20 protein-coding genes are annotated in these 20,646 nt (G+C 40.0%); 17 read left to right on the top strand and 3 right to left on the bottom strand.

The window, feature by feature from the left end:
- Positions 1 to 2,697: ribonuclease E (rne, locus tag V6260_RS15365; protein WP_341594993.1), on the bottom strand; the 2,697-nt coding region annotated here is incomplete at its 3' end.
- A gap of 773 nt (positions 2,698 to 3,470) precedes the next feature.
- Between rne and rluC the strand changes: the two genes are divergently transcribed.
- Together rluC and V6260_RS15375 are read left to right on the top strand one after the other, a co-directional pair.
- The gene (gene rluC, locus V6260_RS15370) at positions 3,471 to 4,430 is read left to right on the top strand and encodes a 23S rRNA pseudouridine(955/2504/2580) synthase RluC (RefSeq protein ID WP_341594994.1); all 960 of its coding nucleotides are present in this window, start codon (positions 3,471 to 3,473) and stop codon (positions 4,428 to 4,430) included.
- Positions 4,427 to 5,089: an HAD-IA family hydrolase gene (locus tag V6260_RS15375; protein ID WP_341594995.1), complete on the top strand. Its 663-nt coding sequence runs from the start codon at positions 4,427 to 4,429 to the stop codon at positions 5,087 to 5,089. The genes rluC and V6260_RS15375 overlap by 4 nt, the downstream gene beginning before the upstream one ends.
- A 3-nt stretch (positions 5,090 to 5,092) precedes the next feature.
- Here the strand turns inward: V6260_RS15375 and V6260_RS15380 are convergent, their stop codons facing one another.
- Entirely contained in the window at positions 5,093 to 5,698 is a 606-nt protein-coding gene (locus tag V6260_RS15380) for a nucleoside triphosphate pyrophosphatase (protein WP_341594996.1), read from the bottom strand.
- A 131-nt stretch (positions 5,699 to 5,829) separates the two neighbouring features.
- Between V6260_RS15380 and yceD the strand changes: the two genes are divergently transcribed.
- The 14 genes from yceD (at position 5,830) to V6260_RS15450 (ending at position 17,806) form a co-directional block, all read left to right on the top strand.
- Positions 5,830 to 6,354 carry a 23S rRNA accumulation protein YceD gene (gene yceD, locus V6260_RS15385; RefSeq protein ID WP_058549707.1) on the top strand — a complete coding sequence of 175 codons (525 nt, stop codon included), beginning with the start codon at positions 5,830 to 5,832 and terminating at the stop codon, positions 6,352 to 6,354.
- A gap of 9 nt (positions 6,355 to 6,363) precedes the next feature.
- The gene (gene rpmF / locus V6260_RS15390) at positions 6,364 to 6,534 is read left to right on the top strand and encodes a 50S ribosomal protein L32 (protein WP_008109865.1); all 171 of its coding nucleotides are present in this window, start codon (positions 6,364 to 6,366) and stop codon (positions 6,532 to 6,534) included.
- Positions 6,535 to 6,546: 12 nt separating this feature from the next.
- Positions 6,547 to 7,584, top strand: a complete 1,038-nt coding sequence (gene plsX / locus V6260_RS15395) for a phosphate acyltransferase PlsX (RefSeq protein WP_341594997.1) — start codon at positions 6,547 to 6,549, stop codon at positions 7,582 to 7,584.
- Between the two features lie 54 nt (positions 7,585 to 7,638).
- Positions 7,639 to 8,565 (top strand): ACP S-malonyltransferase, encoded by a 927-nt coding sequence (gene fabD, locus V6260_RS15400; RefSeq protein ID WP_341594998.1) that lies wholly within the window; start codon positions 7,639 to 7,641, stop codon positions 8,563 to 8,565.
- Positions 8,566 to 8,576: 11 nt separating this feature from the next.
- Positions 8,577 to 9,323 carry a 3-oxoacyl-ACP reductase FabG gene (gene fabG / locus V6260_RS15405; protein ID WP_341594999.1) on the top strand — a complete coding sequence of 249 codons (747 nt, stop codon included), beginning with the start codon at positions 8,577 to 8,579 and terminating at the stop codon, positions 9,321 to 9,323.
- A 250-nt stretch (positions 9,324 to 9,573) separates the two neighbouring features.
- Complete coding sequence (acpP, locus tag V6260_RS15410; RefSeq protein WP_002962377.1) at positions 9,574 to 9,810, top strand: acyl carrier protein; 237 nt, start codon at positions 9,574 to 9,576, stop codon at positions 9,808 to 9,810.
- Positions 9,811 to 10,079: 269 nt separating this feature from the next.
- Positions 10,080 to 11,318 carry a beta-ketoacyl-ACP synthase II gene (gene fabF, locus V6260_RS15415; RefSeq protein WP_104642837.1) on the top strand — a complete coding sequence of 413 codons (1,239 nt, stop codon included), beginning with the start codon at positions 10,080 to 10,082 and terminating at the stop codon, positions 11,316 to 11,318.
- Positions 11,319 to 11,376: 58 nt separating this feature from the next.
- Positions 11,377 to 12,192 (top strand): aminodeoxychorismate lyase, encoded by an 816-nt coding sequence (gene pabC / locus V6260_RS15420; protein ID WP_341595000.1) that lies wholly within the window; start codon positions 11,377 to 11,379, stop codon positions 12,190 to 12,192.
- Entirely contained in the window at positions 12,186 to 13,172 is a 987-nt protein-coding gene (gene mltG, locus V6260_RS15425) for an endolytic transglycosylase MltG (RefSeq protein WP_341595001.1), read from the top strand. Before pabC ends, mltG begins: the two co-directional genes overlap by 7 nt.
- Before the next feature lie 7 nt (positions 13,173 to 13,179).
- Positions 13,180 to 13,806, top strand: coding sequence for a dTMP kinase (gene tmk / locus V6260_RS15430; protein WP_341595002.1), 627 nt, complete (start codon positions 13,180 to 13,182; stop codon positions 13,804 to 13,806).
- Between the two features lies 1 nt (position 13,807).
- Positions 13,808 to 14,722, top strand: a complete 915-nt coding sequence (locus V6260_RS15435) for a DNA polymerase III subunit delta' (protein ID WP_341595003.1) — start codon at positions 13,808 to 13,810, stop codon at positions 14,720 to 14,722.
- 11 nt (positions 14,723 to 14,733) lie between these two features.
- Entirely contained in the window at positions 14,734 to 15,060 is a 327-nt protein-coding gene (locus V6260_RS15440) for a PilZ domain-containing protein (RefSeq protein ID WP_341595004.1), read from the top strand.
- Positions 15,061 to 15,162: 102 nt separating this feature from the next.
- Positions 15,163 to 15,942 carry a YchF/TatD family DNA exonuclease gene (locus V6260_RS15445; protein ID WP_341595005.1) on the top strand — a complete coding sequence of 260 codons (780 nt, stop codon included), beginning with the start codon at positions 15,163 to 15,165 and terminating at the stop codon, positions 15,940 to 15,942.
- Between the two features lie 4 nt (positions 15,943 to 15,946).
- Positions 15,947 to 17,806 (top strand): alkaline phosphatase D family protein, encoded by a 1,860-nt coding sequence (locus V6260_RS15450; RefSeq protein WP_341595006.1) that lies wholly within the window; start codon positions 15,947 to 15,949, stop codon positions 17,804 to 17,806.
- A 185-nt stretch (positions 17,807 to 17,991) separates the two neighbouring features.
- Here V6260_RS15450 and rsmF read toward each other — a convergent pair whose 3' ends face one another.
- On the bottom strand, positions 17,992 to 19,443 hold the full coding sequence (gene rsmF, locus V6260_RS15455) for a 16S rRNA (cytosine(1407)-C(5))-methyltransferase RsmF (protein ID WP_341595007.1): 1,452 nt from the start codon (positions 19,441 to 19,443) through the stop codon (positions 17,992 to 17,994).
- Positions 19,444 to 19,706: 263 nt separating this feature from the next.
- Here rsmF and V6260_RS15460 point away from each other — a divergent pair, with 263 nt between their 5' ends.
- Positions 19,707 to 20,393, top strand: a complete 687-nt coding sequence (locus V6260_RS15460; protein ID WP_007582477.1) for a GntR family transcriptional regulator — start codon at positions 19,707 to 19,709, stop codon at positions 20,391 to 20,393.
- Positions 20,394 to 20,646: the final 253 nt, after the last annotated feature.

Here is a 20,646-nt window from a genome sequence, read left to right on the forward strand (position 1 = left end):
TTTAGCTGGCTCTTCAGTTACTACTGGCGCTTCAACTTTAGCTGGCTCTTCAGTTACTACTGGCGCTTCAACTTTAGCTGGCTCTTCAGTTGCTACTGGTTCTTCAACTTTAGCTGGTTGCTCATCTTGAACTGTTTCAACTTTTGCTAAGTCTTCAGCTGCAATAGCTTGTTCAACTTTTTGCGATGCATCTACCGGTGTTTCTTCAAATTTAGCTTTTAGTTCTGCTTCATATTCTGCAGCGGCTTGATCAGCAACTGGAACAAATGCAGGAGCTTCATCAGATTTAACATCTGCTTCACCTTCAGGACGTCGACGACGTTGACCAGATGCACGAAGATGACGAGGAGAACGGCGTGAACGTGTACGTGTTTGCTCTTGCTCGCCTTCAGTAGTTGCTGTTTCATCGTTAGAATCAACATCAACTTTCTCTTCTTTAATGTGAGCTGTTTTTTCTGCCGGGGCTTGTGTTTGCTTTTCTACAACAGGTGCTTGCTCTTGAACTTGTGGAGTGTCAGTCACTACCGCCTGTTCAGGTGTTTGCTCTGTTAGGTTCGCTTGTTCAGCGTTTTCATCTTGCAGACGTACTTTTTTACGTATGTTGCGACGTTGACGACGAACTTTAGGTTTTTGCTCACTTTGTTCTACAGCTTGTACTGTTTTAGAGTCAGTATTTGTTTTTGCAGAAGAATCAGCTTTAACTTGGTCTTTATCTTCACCTTTGTGCTCTGGACGTTTACGAGAGTTAGGGTTACGACGACGTTTATTGCGGTTGTCGTTTCTTTCTCGTGTCTCATTATTTACTGAAGAGTCAGTTTTAGTTTCTTCCTCAGATGTTTGACGCTCGTTACGTGGTTTTGTGCGAGGGTTATTACGGCGACGCTGATTATTGTTACGACGACGGCTATCGTTACTACGACGGTTTTTATTACGTGTTTCTTGTTGCTGCTTTTCAGCTGCTGCTCGTTTCTCTTCTTCAGATTCACTTGCAAATAAGGATTTAAACCAATTACTCACTGCAGCGAACAAACCACTTTCAGTTTTAGCTTGCTCTGGTTTAGACGATTCAGTTTTAGCTGGAGTTGACTGAGGAGCCGCAGTTGAGGGCATTACTACACCTTTTAACATTGGCTCTTCACGTACTGGAGTACTTGGAGATTTTGACATCTCAAATACTTCAGGCTCTGGTGCAACAACTTGTCCGTAACTTACCGTTTCAAGTGTTTCGTCTTTACGTAAGCGCATAACTTCATAATGTGGTGTTTCCATATGTTGATTTGGAATAATCACTACGTCACATTTATGATGTTTTTCAATGCGATGAACACTACGGCGTTGCTCATTTAATAAATAAGCGGCAACAGCAACAGGCACTTGTGCATTTACTTGTGCTGTATTGTCTTTAATTGCTTCTTCTTCAATTAAACGAAGAATAGAAAGCGCAATTGATTCGTTTGAACGAATAGTACCTTGGCCACTACAACGTGGACATGGGCCTTGGCTTGCTTCACCTAATGAAGGACGCAAACGCTGACGCGACATTTCAAGTAAACCAAAGCGTGAGATTTTACCAATTTGAACGCGAGCACGGTCTGGGCGCGCGGCATCTTTTAAGCGGTTTTCAACTTCGCGTTGATGACGTGGAGGCGTCATATCTATAAAGTCGATAACGATTAAGCCACCTAAGTCGCGTAAACGTAATTGGCGTGCAATTTCGTCTGCAGCTTCTAAGTTGGTATTAAGGGCTGTTTCCTCAATATCGCCGCCTTTAGTTGCTTTAGACGAGTTGATATCGATTGAAGTAAGTGCTTCAGTTGGGTCAATTACAATTGAACCACCAGATGGTAGACGAACTTCTCGTTGGAACGCAGACTCAATTTGGCTTTCAATTTGGTAATGCGTAAATAACGGCGTGTCACCTTGATAAAGCTTAACACGGCTCATAAAGTCAGGGCGAAAACGCTCAATGTGCGCTTTAGCTTCTTCAAAAACACGTGGTTTATCAATTAGGATTTCGCCAATATCACGACGTAAGTAGTCACGTATTGCACGGAAAATTACATTACTTTCTTGGTGAATTAAAAACGGCGCTTTAGCACTGTCGGCTGCTTGTTTAATCGCATCCCAGTGTACTAATAATGCTTTTAAATCGTAGTTAAGTTCTTCAAACGATTTGCCAACACCCGCTGTACGAACAATTAAGCCCATACCTTTAGGAAGTTCTAGGCGGCTAAGCGCTTCTTTTAGTTCAGTGCGCTCATCACCTTCAATACGGCGAGAAATACCGCCAGCACGAGGGTTGTTTGGCATAAGGACTAAATAGCTACCTGCAACACTGATAAAAGTAGTTAGCGCTGCGCCTTTTTGGCCGCGTTCTTCTTTATCAACTTGTACTATTACTTCTTGACCTTCTTTTATAACGTCGCGAATGTTCGGTCGGCCATGGAAAGTATAACCTTGTGGGAAGTATGTACGGGCAATTTCTTTTAAAGGAAGGAAACCATGGCGGTCAGCACCGTAGTCAACAAATGCTGCTTCAAGAGATGGTTCAATGCGAGTGATTTTGCCTTTGTAAATATTGGCTTTTTTCTGTTCGTGACCTGGGCTTTCGATATCTAAATCATAAAGGCGCTGGCCATCAACCAGTGCTACGCGCATTTCTTCTTGCTGCGTTGCATTGATTAGCATACGTTTCATATTGTTACTCTACTTAATTTTTGTCGCTGACATGACGATGTTTTATCGCCTGTTCAGTTGTTCCTATTTTTAGAATATACAGCCTCACGACTGGGTCTTTAACGGAACTGCTCTGTATTTCGTATGCAGTATTTTAAATGCTGGCAAACAATAGCGTGTAATCACACTATTAAATTCTTTATGGTGCTAAAACTGTCTGCTTTTCAGCTACGTTACACGTTTTACCCAGAAGTCGGCCTGTCATATCAATCTTACTAAATGTCATTCATATTAGGCGCGTAGGGCTCATAAGTATGGTGAGCTAAGCATATTTGATACTTAGCTAATAGCCAGTTTACGAGCAAGAGTCGCTGCCAATGTTAATGAACGCTTATTTATTAGATTTTTTTAGTTCTAAATAAGCTGCTGTACGGTACTACAATAATTGAGCTAGTGCTGAACGACGCGTTTTTACGTCGTCACTATCAGACAAATTATCTGTTCATTGCTTTTTCTAGTACGTTAAAAGTCACTTCATGTTCAAACTTAAGCAGCAATATATTACGCGCATTGCTGTTAATTGATCGCACGTGTTAACTGAGGAGGCATAAAAGCTTTGGAAAACTTAACTCGGATCTGTATGATCGGCTACCCAGAATGTGCATCACGAATCTTTTAATGTGTTAAAAAGCACCGTTGTTATTTGCAAATACTAAATATTTGCGCTGCTGATTATCCCACTATTTTTACCGTGTTAGCAACTAAATTATTTTACTTAAATCAGTGATTAGGCAATGTCAGAAAAAACCGGCTTACAAGTATCTTTTGTTACAATCAACGAAGACCATTTAGGTCAGCGTATTGATAACTTTCTTATTACCCATTTAAAAGGGGTGCCTAAAAGCGCAGTTTATAAAATTCTTCGTAAGGGTGAGGTGCGTGTAAACAAAAAACGTATCAAACCTGTTTATAAGTTACAGCTAGACGATGTAGTGCGTATACCACCTATTAGAGTGTCGGAGCGTGAAGAGTTTGTACCCTCTAAATTAGATAAAGTAACTCGCCTTGAAGACGATATTTTGTTTGAAGATAAATACCTTATTGTAATCAACAAACCTTCGGGTATGGCTGTGCATGGTGGTAGTGGTTTAAGTTATGGACTAATAGAGGCTTTGCGTGCACTTCGCCCTGATGAGCGCAGTCTTGAGCTTGTACACAGGCTAGACCGTGATACGTCGGGTTGTTTATTAATTGCTAAACGCCGCTCAGTATTAACAGCATTACATGAACAGTTACGTGAAAAAACGATGGAAAAAAACTACTGGGCGCTTGTAGAAGGTCAGTGGGATTCTAAAACTAAAAACGTAACAGAGGGTTTGCGTAAAAATACGCTTAAATCGGGCGAACGTGTGGTACGAGTAGATAATATTGAGGGTAAACCTTCGCATACTCGCTTTAAAGTGCTTGAGCGTTTTAACGATTGCTCACTTGTACAGGCATCGCCAGTGACAGGTAGAACGCATCAAATTCGTGTTCATACCCAGTGTAAAGGCCACCCTATAGCGTGTGATGATAAGTATGGCGATCAGGGGTTTGACGAATCTATGCGTAAAGTTGGCTTAAATCGTTTATTTTTACACGCGCACGATTTAAGTTTTTACCACCCTAAAAATGAAACTACCATGCGTATAGAAGCGCCTTTAGATAAAACGCTTAAAAATACATTATTAAAATTACGAGATGCAAAACAGTGATAAAAGCAGCGCCAATTAAAAAATATAAGCTGGTTATTTTTGATTGGGATGGCACGGTAATGGATTCAGTTAGCAAAATAGTTAACTGTATTCGACAAAGTGCTTCGTCGCTTAATATAACGCCGCCCAGTGATGATGCAATTAAGAATATAATTGGTTTGTCGCTTGAACGTGCTATTGACGTTTTATTTCCTGAGCAGATAGAACAGCATAATGCTTTAGTTGAGGGTTATAAGCATCAATACCATATTGATATGACCCCAACGCCCGTTTTTGATGGTGTTGCAAGTGTACTTAGCGCCTTACAAGAGCAAGGAATAATATTAGCTGTTGCTACAGGAAAAGGGCGAGATGGACTAGAGCGCTTACTTGATCAAAGCCAGCTTAGGCATTTTTTTAGTGCAACACGTACAAGTAATGACGCACTGTCTAAGCCATCGCCAGATATGCTTTATCAATTATTGCAAGAACTTGGCGTAAGCGCCGATGACGCTGTAATGATAGGTGATACAAAAATTGATATGGCAATGGGCAAAGCTGCAAATATGGACCGAATAGGGGTTACTATGGGTGTACATAATGCCCAGCAGCTAAGTGAGTTAACACCTGTTGCAATTGTTGATAATTACCAGCAGTTGCAACAGATATTACTTGGTTGAAATCTAATCTACCTGAGGTGTTTGGGCCGCTAATACATCAATACCAAACTCAGCTAATAATTGACTGAGTTTAATTAGCGGTAAACCTATTAGGCTATTAGGATCGTCCCCATTTAGTTTTTCAAATAAACAAATACCTAACCCTTCACTTTTAAAACTCCCTGCACAGTTGTAGGGCTGCTCGGCATCGCAGTATGCTTCTATTTGCTCATAGGTGAGTGCTTTGAAAACAACTTCAAATGGTTCTATTACTGTTTTTATTTTATCTTCAGCAATATCGTAAACACACAGGCCAGTTAAAAATGTTACAGTATTGGCGCTAAATAAAGATAACTGCTTTATGGCGTTTTGCTTATTATGTGGTTTACCTAAAATTTGATTATTAAACACGGCGACTTGGTCGGAGCCTATAGCTAAACCTTGGTCAAAGTGATTACGCGCAGCACGTGCTTTTAATTCACTTAAGCGTTTTACTAGCTGCTCAGGCGTTTCGTTTGCTTGTGGTGACTCGTCAATATCTGGCGAAAATGATTCAAATGGTAGATTAAATTTTTGTAATAAAGACTGCCTAAAAGGTGAGCTTGACGCTAATATAAGTGGGTACTTCATGGATTACTTTCCTAATGAAAATCAGTTTGAGTTAGGATAAATCAGATCCGTAAGTAAAACACGTGAAAAACTACCTGAAAATGGTTTTTTACTTTGACTAACCAATTAACTATCTATATGATGCAGCCCCTATGCAAAAGGTGAAAATTCCCATCACTCTTCATCCAGGCAAAGCAGCGCAGCACCGTTTATCGTATGACGGAATTGTACCGCTTGAAAAACTTACTCGTTTAGAGAAAGTTGTGCAGGAAGAAGTAGGTGAAATAGCGGTAAAAATTCATTGCAAAAACGACGACCAAGGTTTAGTTGTGATTCGCGGCAATCTGTCCACACACGTAACTGTCACTTGTCAACGTTGTAATGGTGATTTAGGGTTGGATTTGGTTCAAGATTTTGTTTGTTCGCCAGTAGGTGAAGATACAGATTTAGATATTTTTCCAGAAGACTACGATGAAGTAGCACTTGATGAAAATGGTGAAATTAACGTTTTTGATTTAATTGAAGACGAACTAATTTTAGCAATTCCATTAGTTGCCACTCACAACGAAGCTTCATGCAGTTATTCAGCAAAGCCTGCCAGCTTTGGTGTGTTAAAGGCGGAAGATGATAAACCTAATCCATTTGATATTTTGAAACAACTTAAGAAAGATTCTTAGGAGAAGACTATGGCTGTACAAAAAAGCAAAAAGTCTCGTGCAAGACGCGGCATGCGCCGTTCACACGATGCGATTAGTGGTCCAACTTTAACTGTAGACCAAACATCTGGTGAGACTCATCGTCGTCACCATGTGACTGCAGATGGTTACTACAAAGGCGTTCAAGTAATTTCTAACTAAGAGATTGCTTTTATGCTGACTAATCTAACCATAGCGTTAGATATGATGGGGGGCGATTATGGCCCCCGTTCATCTATCCCCGCTGCCGTTTGCGCAGTAAATGCTCATGCCAATTTAACGCTTATATTGTGCGGTAACGAGCAAGTAATACAAAAAGAGCTCGAATCCCTCGATTCCTTATCTCACCCAAGACTCACTATTCGTCACTGTAGTGAAATAGTTACTAATGACTGCGAACCTGCCATTGCTGTGCGTTCAAAAAAAGACTCTTCTATGCGTGTTGCCCTTGATTTAGTTAAATCAGGTGAGGCTCAAGCGTGTGTTAGCTCGGGTAATACCGGCGCATTATTTTTTATGGCACATTATATATTAAAAATGCTGCCAGGCGTTAAGCGTCCAGCATTAATATCTGCGGTGCCTACCGAGCAAGAAAACCCTGTTTATTTACTCGATTTAGGCGCAAATGTGCACTGTGATGCAGAAGTATTGTATCAGTTTGGCATTATGGGCTCAGTGGTTGCTGGGCAAGCTCTTGGCTGCGAAAATCCCAAAGTAAGTTTACTAAACATTGGTGCAGAAGATATAAAAGGCCATGAAGGTATTAAACAAGCCGCGCAACTCATGCAGCAAAGCCCCCATATTAATTACACTGGATATAGTGAAGGCAGTGATATTTTTTCAGGCAAGGCTGATGTAATCGTATGTGAAGGGTTTGTTGGCAACGTTGCATTAAAAACCTGTGAAGGTATTGCTAAACTTATTATGAATAAGTTTACAAAAGCCCTTGAAAAGCACTTAGTTTACAAATGCATGGCGTTTATATTGCGTCCAATAATAAAAAAACTCTATAAAAGGGTGAACCCCGACCAGTATAACGGTGCTTCTCTGGTAGGATTGCGCGGTATTGTGGTTAAAAGCCATGGAAATGCGTCAGCTAAAGCATTCCAAGCAGCAATTGATGAAGCGGTAAAAGAAGTTGAACGCCAACTTCCAGATAAAATAGCCGCTATTTTCGAAAAAACACATTCTAATGATACGGCGGCCAATTAAATTTTAGGTGCCGTATTAATTACCTATTTTTTGTTTAATTAAAAAGAGCAAAGTATGGCACAAAAAATTGCACTTCTATTTCCAGGTCAAGGCTCTCAAAGCGTTGGCATGTTGAGCGAGCTATTAGAAAGCTCAGATATTGTAAAAGCAACATTTGCAGAGGCGTCGAACGCATTAGGTTATGACCTTGCTGCGCTTGTGCTTAATGGCCCAGAAGAAAGCCTTAACCAAACTCACCGTACTCAACCTGCATTATTAACTGCAAGTGTGGCTATTTACCGCCATTGGTTAGCAGCAAATCCTGATGCAGAGATTGTAATGGCAGGGCACAGCTTAGGTGAATATTCAGCTTTAGTATGTAGTGACGTTGTAAGCTTAAGTGAAGCGGTAAAGCTTGTTGAAAACCGTGGTTTATACATGCAAGAAGCAGTACCCGCGGGTGTAGGCTCTATGGCTGCTATTATTGGTTTGGGTGATGATGAAATTAAAGCTGCCTGTGAGCAATCAGCGCAAGGCGAAGTTGTTTCTCCAGTAAATTACAATTCACCAGGGCAAGTTGTTATTGCAGGGCACAAAGCAGCGGTAGATAGAGCATCGCAAGCATGTAAAGACGCAGGTGCAAAACGTGCATTACCACTTAGTGTAAGTGTACCGTCGCATTGTGAGCTAATGAAACCAGCGGCAGAGAAACTGGCTAATGATTTAGCTGCTTTAACATTTAATACACCTAAATGTGATGTAATTAATAATGTTGATGTAAAAGCTGAAAATACAGCGGATGCAATTAAAGATGCATTGGTACGTCAGTTATACAGTCCAGTACGCTGGACAGAAACAGTACAAGCATTAGTTGCACAAGGTGTAACACAAAGCTATGAGTTTGGCCCAGGGAAAGTGTTAACCGGCCTTGCAAAACGAATTGATAAAGCAATGATTTGTGGTTCAGTAAATGATGCCGCGTCAATCGATGCTGCTAAATAAGAGTATATAAAATGTCTAATTTATTTTCTTTAGAGGGCAAAGTTGTCCTAATTACAGGCGCTAGTCGTGGTATTGGTAAAGCAATTGCAAATACACTTGTAGCGCAAGGTGCAAAAGTAGCGGGTACTGCAACAAGTGAATCAGGCGCGGCTAAAATTAGTGAGTATTTAGCTGATAATGGTAAAGGTTATGCATTAAACGTAACTGATCCTGCTTCGATTGAGACAACACTTGCCGCGATTAAGGCCGATTTTGGTGATGTTGATGTACTAGTAAATAATGCGGGTATTACTCGCGATAATTTATTAATGCGTATGAAAGAGAACGAGTGGGACGATATTATCGACACTAATTTAAGCTCTATCTTTCGCTTATCAAAAGCAGTATTACGCCCAATGATGAAGAAAAAGAACGGTCGTATCATCAACATAGGTTCAGTTGTGGGCACTATGGGTAATGCAGGGCAAGCTAATTATGCTGCGGCAAAGGCTGGCGTGATTGGTTTTTCTAAATCACTTGCACGTGAAGTTGCATCTCGTGGGATTACAGTAAATGTAGTGGCACCTGGTTTTATCCAAACTGATATGACTGATGATTTAACCGATGATCAAAAAGCAGCTACGCTTGCTAATGTACCTGCAGGTCGTTTAGGTCAGCCAGATGAGATTGCAGCAGCAGTGTGTTATTTAGCATCTGACGCAGCTGCGTACGTATCAGGCGAAACTTTGCATGTAAATGGCGCGATGTACATGGTTTAATAACCAACGTACTTACATTGACACTAAATTAAGTTAAGTAAGTTACCTCAAAAAGATTGAATTTTTTGTGATCTTGCTTTAAACATACTTGAAATCGCTGTGAAAATAAGCGATAAAAGACAAAACACACATTCAGAGGTTTGACCAGACAATTATTTATGGTCAAATCATTGAATCAGAGAATTATGCGGCGTAAACTACGCCGCAATCTGAAAATAACGCATTGGCGTTTTTAATAAAGGAAAGAAGAATGAGCGATATCCAAGAACGCGTAAAGAAAATTATCATTGAACAACTAGGTGTTAAAGAAGAAGAAGTTAAAAACGAATCTTCTTTCGTAGATGACCTAGGTGCAGATTCTCTTGATACTGTTGAACTAGTTATGGCTCTTGAAGAAGAGTTTGACACTGAGATCCCAGATGAAGAAGCTGAGAAGATCACTACAGTACAAACTGCTATCGATTACGTTACAGCTCACGCTGAGTAATTAATCGCAAGTTAAAGGCAGCATTCGCTGCCTTTAATTTTTATATCCAAACCACCTCAAAGTTCATGATTTAAACTCGCCTTTTTTAATCCTTAGTACATGTATTTAATAACACGTGCTTGATAGAGTTTGAGACTCGCACTTTGAGGTCGCTTGGGTATGAATTCCCTTTGTAATACCAATAGATTTAAACTTAGTAAGTTAAATGGCTTACTTAAATAATAATATTTTAATCAATTGGTGAAAATATCCCTTATTGGAGGCAAACCGTGGCTAAACGTCGAGTCGTCGTAACTGGCTTAGGAATGTTGACGCCGCTAGGTAATGATGTTCAATCAACCTGGCAAGGCTTATTAGATGGTAAAAGTGGTATTCAAACAATCACACACTTTGATACATCAAAATTTGGTACTAAATTCGCTGGTTTAATCAATGACTTTGATGCAACTGCATACATGTCAGCGAAAGATACCAAAAAAATGGACTTGTTTATTCAGTACGGTATTGCGGCGGGTGTTCAAGCCTTTAAAGATTCAGGTCTTGAAATCACAGAACAAAACGCAACACGTATTGGTGTAGCAGTTGGCTCAGGTATTGGCGGCCTTACACTTATTGAAGAAAACCATATTAAGCTGTTAAACAGTGGCCCGCGTAAGCTTTCTCCATTTTACGTACCTTCTACCATCATAAACATGATCTCGGGTCATTTATCAATGATGCATGGGCTTCGCGGTCCTAATATCTCTATTGTTACTGCCTGTACTACGGGTTTGCATAACATAGGCCATGCAGCGCGTATGATTGCATACGGTGATGCTGATGCAATGGTTGCCGGTGGTGCAGAAAAAGCGTGTACACCAATTGGTATGGGCGGCTTTAATGCAGCTCGTGCGTTATCTACACGTAACGACGACCCACAAGCCGCGTCTCGTCCGTGGGATAAAGACCGCGATGGGTTTGTACTTTCAGACGGTGCGGGTGTTGTTGTAGTTGAAGAATACGAGCACGCTAAAGCACGTGGCGCTAAAATTTATGCAGAACTGGTTGGTTTTGGCATGAGTGGCGACGCATACCATATGACCTCACCACCAGAAGACGGTGCAGGGGCTGCACTTGCTATGCAAAATGCATTAAACGATGCGCAAGTAAACGCAGAGCAAGTTGGTTATATCAACGCACACGGTACATCTACCAATGCTGGCGATAAAGCAGAGACCGCAGCTGTTAAATCTATTTTTGGCAATGCCGCTAAAGATGTAATGGTAGGCTCATCTAAATCAATGATGGGTCACTTATTAGGTGCTGCAGGTTCGGTTGAATCGATTATTTCTATTTTATCTTTAACGGATCAAAAAGTGTCGCCAACCATTAACCTTGATAACCCAGATGAGGGCTGTGATCTAGATTACATAGCTCATACCGCACGAGATGCAAAGCTAGACTTTGCCTTATGTAACTCATTTGGTTTTGGTGGTACCAATGGCTCGTTGCTATTTAAAAAGGTATAATCTTTTTAACAACGAACCAAATTATAAAAGCTCAGTTGTTTAACTGGGCTTTTTTTATATGCCAACACACATGCAAACAATCATAACAACAGATCAAAATAGTACCTTAAGCACACAAGATAGAGGCTTAAATTACGGTGATGGTTTTTTTACTACAGCTAAAGTTGTTGATGGTAAAGTACAATATTGGGCTTACCATAAAGCACGTTTAACTGAATGCGCGCAAAGGCTTGGCTTTCCTAATATTAATTTTATTGAGCTAGAAGAGCACATAGGCAATTACATTCAATCATGTAAACTAAATGTGCTTAAAATTGTGGTTACTCGCGGTGAAGGCGGGCGGGGCTATAATCTACCAGCAAAGTGTAATTTAACTATTTTACTTAGTGTTGTTGCCTATCCCCAAAATTATTTGAACTTACATCAAGTTGGTGTAAACCTAGCAATAAGCCCTATTAAGTTAGCGGCGCAGCCTTTACTTGCTGGTCTTAAAACTCTTAACCGTTTAGAGCAAGTACTAATAAAAAAAGCAATGCAAAGTCAACACTGCGACGATGTTATAGTGCTTGATTACAACAACAATGTAATTGAAGCCTCAGCGGCTAATATATTTGCGATTAAAGACCAACGTATTTTTACTCCACAGCTTGATGAGTGCGGGATTAAAGGGGTTTATCTACAATCGTTATGTGATAAATTAACTGTCGAATTTAAAGTGGTTAGCATCGCAGATTTAATAGAGGCAGACGCAGTATTTATTTGTAATAGCTTAATGGCGGCCATACCGGTTAAAAGCATTGAGTCGCGTATATTTGATGTATCAAAAAGTCAGTTGCTATTAAAAGAATTATTAGCCAAGGAGGCTAAGTGTTAAAAGTTATTTTATCGGTAGTATTACTTGCCATTATTACCACAATTGTAGGATATCAGCAGTTACAAGCGACTATAACAAGCCCTTTATTAGTCTCGACGAATACCCATTTTGAAGTGAAAAAAGGCACAGGTTTTAACCAGTTGTGCAAACAATGGCAAGTTAAAGGCTGGGTTGAAGACTGTTTGCGTTATCAAGTCGTTGCTAAGTTAGATCCCACCCTGACTGATTTAAAAGCTGGGCTCTATGAACTCACTTCAGATAGTGTGATCAATAATATAAAAAAAATTAATCAAGGAGAGCAAGTCAGCTTTAGTTTTACCATTATTGAAGGGCAAAACTTACGTGAAGTGCTAAACACTGTTAAAACAGCAACTAACCTACAAAACGATTTAAAAGATGATGCGCTAAGTATGCAAATCCTCGACAGTGATATGTATTTAGAAGGCTGGCTATTCCCAGATACTTATCACTATCACAATAACGACACAGCAAGCAGTGTATTAAAACGTGCAGCGCAAAAAATGCAGCAAGTGCTAGATGATGCATGGCAGAAACGCAGTGACGATTTACCTTACGATACAGCCTATAAAGCGTTGATAATGGCCTCAATAATAGAAAAAGAAACCGGCCTTGCCAGCGAGCGCCCATTAATAGCCTCAGCCTTTGTAAATAGATTAAATACGAATATGCGCCTGCAAACCGATCCTACTGTCATATACGGAATAGGCGCTGATTTTGATGGTGATATTAAAAGTAAAGATTTACGCGATTACACGCCATATAACACGTATCGTATTAATGGCTTGCCGCCAACACCGATAGCAATGCCATCTAAAGCTGCTATTTTAGCCGCAGTGAACCCGCCGCAAAGTGACTATGTATACTTTGTATCAAAAGGCGATGGTAGTCATCAATTTTCAACCACATTAAAGCAGCACAATGTGGCAGTTAACACTTATATATTAAATAAAAAGAACTAACTTTTTTATGAAACCAAAATTTATAGTAATAGAAGGCCTTGAAGGCGCGGGTAAATCAACAGCGATTTCGCTATGCCAAGACTTTTTAAATAAGCAAAAAATAGACTTTATTAATGTTCGTGAACCAGGTGGCACACCATTAGCTGAATCATTACGTACGCTTGTAAAAGCTGAACACAAAGAAGAAATCGCTTTTGAAACTGAGCTTCTTATTATGTATGCGGCGCGCTCGCAGCTTATGCATAACGTAATTAACCCGGCCCTTGATAAAGGCCAATGGGTACTTGCAGATCGCCACGATTTATCGTCTCAGGCATATCAAGGTGGAGGACGTGGTATTAGCGCTAATACGCTAGCCTCACTTTCGTCTATGGTATTAAAAGGGCTAAAACCCGATTTAACTATATATCTTGATATAGACCCAGTAATTGGCCTTGAGCGTGCTAAAGGCCGTGGCGAGCTTGATAGAATCGAGCAAGAAGCCATTGAGTTTTTTCAACGTACACGTATGCGTTATATTGAACTTGCTAATGACGACAACACTATTAAAACGGTCGATGCAAACCAAAGTATTGATAAAGTACACCGCGATATAACCAATGTACTGCATTCATTTTTTGAAGGCCTAAAATAATATGCAATTGCCTTGGCTACATGATACTCAAGCACGTTTAGCGAGAAGTTATCGCACAGAGCGTTTTCATCATGCGCAATTATTTTGTGGGCCTGTTGGCGTTGGTAAGTTCGAGTTAAGTGATGAGCTTGGGAGTGCTTTGTTATGCCAAAATATTGCTAAGCAGGTAGCTGCGCAAAACAGCATACTAAAGCCCTGTGGGCATTGTAAAAGTTGCCTACTTACTCTTGCGGGTACTCATCCCGACAAGCGCTTAACACAAGTTGATGGGCAGAGTATTGGTGTAGACGATATACGCGGCATTAGCGATTTTATGAATCACTCAGCAGCGCAAAATGGCAATAAAGTAGCGATTATCGAAAATTGCGAAAAAATGACCACAGCAGCAGCTAACGCATTGTTAAAAACACTTGAAGAGCCAACCAATAGCCGCTTTTTAATATTAACCACAAGCCAGCCAGAACAGCTTCCTGCAACTATTTTAAGTCGATGTGCTAAAAGTGACGTAAAAATAACAAATACAGCACTTGCAGAGCAGTGGCTAAAAGCATTAGATGTACCTAATTATAGTTGGTTAACACTTTTTTATAACCAACCGCTGCAAGTAAAGCATTGGCAACAGCAAGACCAGCTAAAAAATATTGATACACTTTATAAGTTTGCAACTGAGTTTAAACAAAGCCATAATTTCAAAGCGTTAGTCGATATAATAAATAAACAGCCCGAGCTTGTTCGCATATTTACTTTATTTTTAAGCGTGCAACTAAAGCAGCAATTACTGCAAGGTATGAGTTTTGACGCTTATCAAAGTGCGCAAAATGCATTAGGCGAGTTTTTACAAAATAACACACAAATACTTGGCCTTAATTTACCGCTTGCTGTATCACGATTAGCATACACATTGCGAAATTCTTAAAAGGATTAATCATGCAAGAACTACTAGTAGACATAGACGATTTAGACGAGTTGTACCGTTGTTATATGCCTTACTTAAAAAAAGGTGGCTTATTTGTGCGCACAAACATACGCTATGAAGTTGGACATTCTCTAGCACTGCGTGTAACTCTTCCTGATGCTCTAGAAGATGATGTAGTGACTGGTAAAGTTGCTTGGGTTACTCCGCAAGGGGCACAGAGCTCTAACCCGCCGGGGATTGGTATTAGCTTTTTAGATGATAAAACAAACCTTAATGCTAAAATCGAAAAGCTCTTAGGGACTATGCTAAATTCTGGTAAACAAACATATACCATGTAGTTCATAAATTAGAATGTAATAATTTTCACAATGCATAATTAATAGTAGAGTTAATACTTAATTAATTACCATTTTAACTTAAAAAATAATACAGGCCTCATAGTGATTGTAGACTCTCATTGCCATTTAGACCGTCTTGATTTTGATAAACTAGACTTAAACCTTGACCAAGTTCTTGATAAGGCACGCGCAAAGCAAATAGAGCACTTTTTATGTGTAAGCGTAACGCTTGAGCAGTTTCCAAGCATGCTTGATAAAATTAAGCATTACGACGATGTATCAGCCTCGTGCGGTGTACATCCTCTTGATCAAAAAGACGCCCTTAATAAACAGCAACTAATCGACTTAGCTTCACACAAAAAAGTCGTCGCTATTGGCGAAACGGGTCTTGATTACTACTATTCAAAAGATACTCACGCAGTGCAGCAAGCCAGCTTTGTGGGGCATATTGAAGTGGCTAACGAATTACAAAAGCCGTTAATTATTCACACTCGTGATGCCCGTAGCGATACCATTAATTTAATGCGTGAGCACAAAGCCGAAAACTGCGGTGGTGTACTACATTGTTTTACTGAAGACTGGGATATGGCTAAAAAAGCGATAGATATGGGCTTTTATATTTCTATTTCGGGCATTGTGACCTTTAAAAATGCTATTGAGCTAAAAGAAGTAGTAAAACAAATACCACTTGATAGATTACTAATAGAAACCGACTCGCCTTATTTAGCACCGGTACCGTATCGTGGGCAAACAAATCAGCCAGCGTACGTAGAGGATGTTGCTTATTACATTAGTGAGCTTAAAGGTATTAGCTTTAATGAACTGGCTAAAGCCACTACCGAGAACTTTTATTCTTTATTTAAATTAGCAGCTAAAGGCTAAATATATGATTACTCACACGGCAAACCTTCCTATTTTACTAATGGGGCCAATGGTGCGCCGTGCAGAGCAAACTGGAGTCTGCATTCAGTTTGCTACCTCCAAGCCTGCAAATTGCCAAATTACACTTATAAATGTTGAGTGCTATAGCGAACAACGCACTGTTTCTTTAGGGGAGCATTTATATCTGCATTTCGTCATTATAAAGCCAATAAACAACACGCTCCCTGTCGATAGCTTATTAAGCTATAAGCTTGTAATTGACGATACAGCAATGGATTTATCGCCGTGGTGCTATAGCAATCAAACAACGCCTGCATTTGTAATCCCCAATAAACTCAGTGACATTTTGCATGGCTCGTGCCGTAATGCACATCATCCAGCAAAAGACAGCTTAGTGTCTGCAAGTCACTGGCAAAATAATCAGCGCGGTAATAATAACCAAGGCGCACAATTGTTATTACTGAGCGGTGATCAGGTTTATGCCGATGACGTAGCAGGGCCCATGTTATTAGCTGTCCATCAGTTAATTAAAGCCTTAGGTATTTATAAAGAGCAACCACTTGCCATCGAGCTACCCGCCGACATAAATGAGCAACTTTATAATCGCCATTTGTTTTTACCAAAAACGCCTTGGCAAAAACGCTCAAAGTTAGGTGTTGGTTACTGGCTAAAAAAAGACGAACCTCATTTTTCAAGTGTAAAAGCCTACAATCACCTTATTCATTTTGAAGAATACATTGCACTTTATTTATTAAATTTTAGTGCTGCTGCTTGGCAATGCGTCGATATACAAAACACGACGTATATAGGTCAAAGCGAGCAAAACAAAACTATTTTTAACGCTGAAAAAACAGCATTGATTGATTATGCAAAAGGCTTAAGTGAAGTAGAGCGGTTGTTTGCCAATGTATCTACGCTAATGATGTTTGACGATCATGATGTAACCGACGATTGGAACCTCACCGCTGGGTGGGAGCAAGCTATAAATGAAAATCCAAGTAGCAAACGCATTATAAATAACGGCTTAATTAGCTATTGGTTGTTCCAAGGTATGGGGAACGATGCACTAAATAAAACGGGTGAGCTCTTAACTGCGTTTAAGCAAAGTAAAAACAACAACAATATTTGGCAGTTTAAAGTATTTGATAAACCACTAAACGATTTTAGTTTTTGGCATTATGAGTTAACTACAATACCCAAAGTTGTGGTGCTTGATACGCGTACACACCGCTGGCGAAATGAGCAAAACTTTAACGAGCCTTCAGGTTTACTTGATTGGGAGCGTCTCACAGAGCTTGAGGAAAGCCTATTAAGCCACGACCAAGTTATTATTGTATCGCCAGCTCCTGTGTTTGGTGTTAAATCAATAGAAGCCATTCAAGCCATGTTTAACATTTGCGGGCAACCGCTCATGGTTGACGTAGAAAACTGGATGGCGCACGAAGGCTCAGCCAAAAAGCTACTCGATACTTTTAGACGAACCGACACTCCAAACGAAACCCTGATTTTATCGGGAGACGTGCATTACTCATTTTGTTTTTCGGTGCAAAAACGTTTTGGTGATCACCCTAATCGAATTTGGCAGCTTACCGCCAGCGGGATTAAAAATGAATTTCCGCGTAAGCTAATTAACGTACTCGATAAGCTCGATTCAATCTTATACGGCCCTAAAAGCCCACTTAACTTTTTTACCAAACGCTGGCATATGGAAGTAGATAAACACCAAACCAAAGGTGAAGGTCAAAAGTACCTAGTAAGCGACTCCGCCATTAGTTTAATCACTCTAGAGCAGGGCGATTTAGCGCGCTACCAATTAATCCACGGCGATGGCCATTTGACTGAGTTTAATTTAGAAGATAAATAAAAATGCCCAGAGCCATTTTTATGAGCTCTGGGCTACAAATGACTCTAAGTTGAGCCTTGCGCTAACTAAATGCACTTTCGTGATTCCTAGGGAGAAGAAAGTATTTAAAAGTTTAGTCAAGCTATTTAGGATTGCATAACTAAATCTGCCATTTTGTTACATTTTTCAACAAAATATTAGATTGATTATGCCCAGTTTATTAGCTGAGTGTTTTGCACGAGATCCCGTGGTAAAGAGTTTTTGATCTTATTTTTTTGCCATTTACCTAGCCCAACAGGGCAACCACACAGCGTTAACACCACTTCACCTATTGTTTTAGTCACTTCAGTTAAGCGTATATCTTTACCTTGAAAATAATCATTTGCTTGCTCGTTATTTAATGCAAATATATTAGTTTTACACACATTACCAAATACAGTTGCAAACTCATGCGTTAGTCTTACGCCATTTTTATGGATTATACCTATTTGAATACCTAAACGTGCGTACTTAATTTTATTTTGTACGGTTTCAAACCCGTCAGGAAATAACCACAGCTCTTTATCGCGTTGCATTAACTTACCTGGTAGTGTTTTTAACCCAAAATGCTTTTTAATCGATTGCATAAACGCGGCACTATGTTTTTTATCAAACTCGTTAAACGGGAACGCACCTTTTTTAACAGTCTGGTTTGGGTTAATACAGCTTGCTAGTTTTTTAAATTTAGCAATAAAAAAGCCTTCGCTATCGAACGTTTGCGGCCATACATGTAAGTATCCCTCGGCGGTGGTGGCTTTGCTTGCACCTTCAAATAAATCACTAAGCGATTGCGGCTCAATGTAGTCGCCAAATTCACTTAATAGGTAGTCGCATACTTGTTGGTTTTCGAGTGGAGTGAGCGTACAGGTGGAGTACACCAGCGTACCGCCTGGTTTTAATGCGTAAAAGGCGCTTTTAATTAAGTCTTTTTGCACTTGTGCTATTTGAATGTTTGATTCTATTGACCAGTTTTTAAGTGCGTCGGCATCTTTTCGCACTGTTCCTTCGCCTGAGCAGGGCGCGTCTAGCAAAATGCTATCAAAGCATTCAAACATGTAGTTGCCAAATATAACGCCATCAAAATGCGAAAGCGCACAATTACCAACCCCCATACGTTTGAGTGTTGCGCTAAGTACTTTTAAACGAGACGACGAAAGCTCATTTGCTACAAGTACACCTTGGTTATTCATAAGTGCTGCAAGTTGTGATGTTTTAGAGCCCGGTGCTGATGCCATATCAAGCACGGTGTTATTTTGAGAGTCTGCGAGTTCAATACTTTGCTTTAATGCGATAGGGGGCAGCATTGAACTTGCTTCTTGTACGTACATAGCACCGCTTAGGTGTAAGTCGGTATTACCAAGGGCTAGGTTTTGCTCTTCATCATTTGGGCGCTCTAACCAAAAGCCTTCACTGCACCATGGGATTGGGGTTAGCAGCCAATTTTTTTCAGTGGCACGTTTTACAAATTCTTCAATGCTAATTTTTAAAGTATTAACGCGGATAGATTTTCTGAGCGGCCTGCGACACGCATTTAAAAAGTCATCTAAGTTCAGATGCGCTGGTAAATAGGTTTTTACGTCATCAATAAAGTGATCAGGAATAAAAGTGTTGGCGTTCACGCGTTAGCTCATACAATAAAAATAAAGCGCGATAATAGCATTTATATTAGGTGTTTTCAGCGCTAAAAAGCGTAACATCTGATTTTTCGCTGTCGACACTTCACCGTTTTAGTCCATTTTAAAACCATTTTTATACGACTTTAGATTAATAGTGTCGACAATAGGTGTGTTTTTTAGTCGTTATGATGTGTTTAAGGGTTGACATGGTTTTTTAATAAGCCCATAGTAACCACATTAATTGTCGACAATCTAAAAAATAACTTATGACACACACATTTTTAAACGAAGCGCCTATAACTACCGCATCAGATCAAGTATTTGTAGATATGCGCCGTGAGATTGTTGAAGGCAGCATAGTTCAAGGCAGTAAAATATCAGAGCCTGAGCTTGCCAAACGTTATGGTGTAAGCCGTGCAACGCTTAGAGAGGCGTTAAATCGCTTAGAAAGTTGCTACCTTGTGGAGCGTAAAGCTAACGTAGGTTGCCGAGTAGTTGCCCTTACCGCTGAGCGTTTGATTGAAGTTTACCAAGTTCGCAGCTCGCTTGAAGGCTTGGCATGTAGGCTTGCTGCCGACAATATGGAACCCGAAGAAGTAAAAGGCTTAAAGCAATTACTTAATCAGCACCTACAAACACAACGTGTTAAAGAGGGCGAGTCTTACTATCAAGAAGCCGGCGATTTAGATTTTCATTACCGTATTATTCAAGGCAGTAAAAACGCGCATTTAATTCATTTACTGTGTAATGAGCTCTATCAATTAATACGCATGTACCGTGTACAAATGGGCATGGTGGGGCCGCGTGTATCAAAAGCGTTTGATGAGCATTTAGCGATTATTAACGCCATTGAAAACCACGACGGTGAACTGGCCGAAATGCTAATGAAGCGCCATATCAGTGCGTCGCAAGCAAATATTCAAACCAAATTCGACGTATACCAATCAATATGAGTATTCGAACAATTTAACGGATTAAATCGCTCCGTAACGTCGTTAAAAATTTTTTATTTACGACTGCATGGATGCAGGAGGTAGAGCAATGCAGGGAGCAATTGCCGAGAACCACTAAACATAAAAATTATTGCCTAGTTACAGAACGATTTTCTTATCGTTAAATAGACCTCATACCCATAATGATTGGTATGAGCTTCTAAAAGTTAAGTAGAGCAGTTAAACAGTCACAATTACAGATTAAAACTATAAG

Source organism: Pseudoalteromonas aliena, from assembly GCF_038155085.1.
Taxonomy (GTDB): domain Bacteria; phylum Pseudomonadota; class Gammaproteobacteria; order Enterobacterales; family Alteromonadaceae; genus Pseudoalteromonas; species Pseudoalteromonas aliena_A.

Bases quoted from the DNA above. Each gene is read 5' to 3' on its own strand.
- rluC (WP_341594994.1), top strand. From the start codon at position 3,471: ATGTCAGAAAAAACCGGCTTACAAGTATCTTTTGTTACAATCAACGAA.
- V6260_RS15380 (WP_341594996.1), bottom strand. From the start codon at position 5,698: ATGAAGTACCCACTTATATTAGCGTCAAGCTCACCTTTTAGGCAGTCT.
- yceD (WP_058549707.1), top strand. From the start codon at position 5,830: ATGCAAAAGGTGAAAATTCCCATCACTCTTCATCCAGGCAAAGCAGCG.
- rpmF (WP_008109865.1), top strand. From the start codon at position 6,364: ATGGCTGTACAAAAAAGCAAAAAGTCTCGTGCAAGACGCGGCATGCGC.
- plsX (WP_341594997.1), top strand. From the start codon at position 6,547: ATGCTGACTAATCTAACCATAGCGTTAGATATGATGGGGGGCGATTAT.
- fabD (WP_341594998.1), top strand. From the start codon at position 7,639: ATGGCACAAAAAATTGCACTTCTATTTCCAGGTCAAGGCTCTCAAAGC.
- fabG (WP_341594999.1), top strand. From the start codon at position 8,577: ATGTCTAATTTATTTTCTTTAGAGGGCAAAGTTGTCCTAATTACAGGC.
- acpP (WP_002962377.1), top strand. From the start codon at position 9,574: ATGAGCGATATCCAAGAACGCGTAAAGAAAATTATCATTGAACAACTA.
- pabC (WP_341595000.1), top strand. From the start codon at position 11,377: ATGCCAACACACATGCAAACAATCATAACAACAGATCAAAATAGTACC.
- tmk (WP_341595002.1), top strand. From the start codon at position 13,180: ATGAAACCAAAATTTATAGTAATAGAAGGCCTTGAAGGCGCGGGTAAA.
- V6260_RS15435 (WP_341595003.1), top strand. From the start codon at position 13,808: ATGCAATTGCCTTGGCTACATGATACTCAAGCACGTTTAGCGAGAAGT.
- V6260_RS15440 (WP_341595004.1), top strand. From the start codon at position 14,734: ATGCAAGAACTACTAGTAGACATAGACGATTTAGACGAGTTGTACCGT.
- V6260_RS15450 (WP_341595006.1), top strand. From the start codon at position 15,947: ATGATTACTCACACGGCAAACCTTCCTATTTTACTAATGGGGCCAATG.
- V6260_RS15460 (WP_007582477.1), top strand. From the start codon at position 19,707: ATGACACACACATTTTTAAACGAAGCGCCTATAACTACCGCATCAGAT.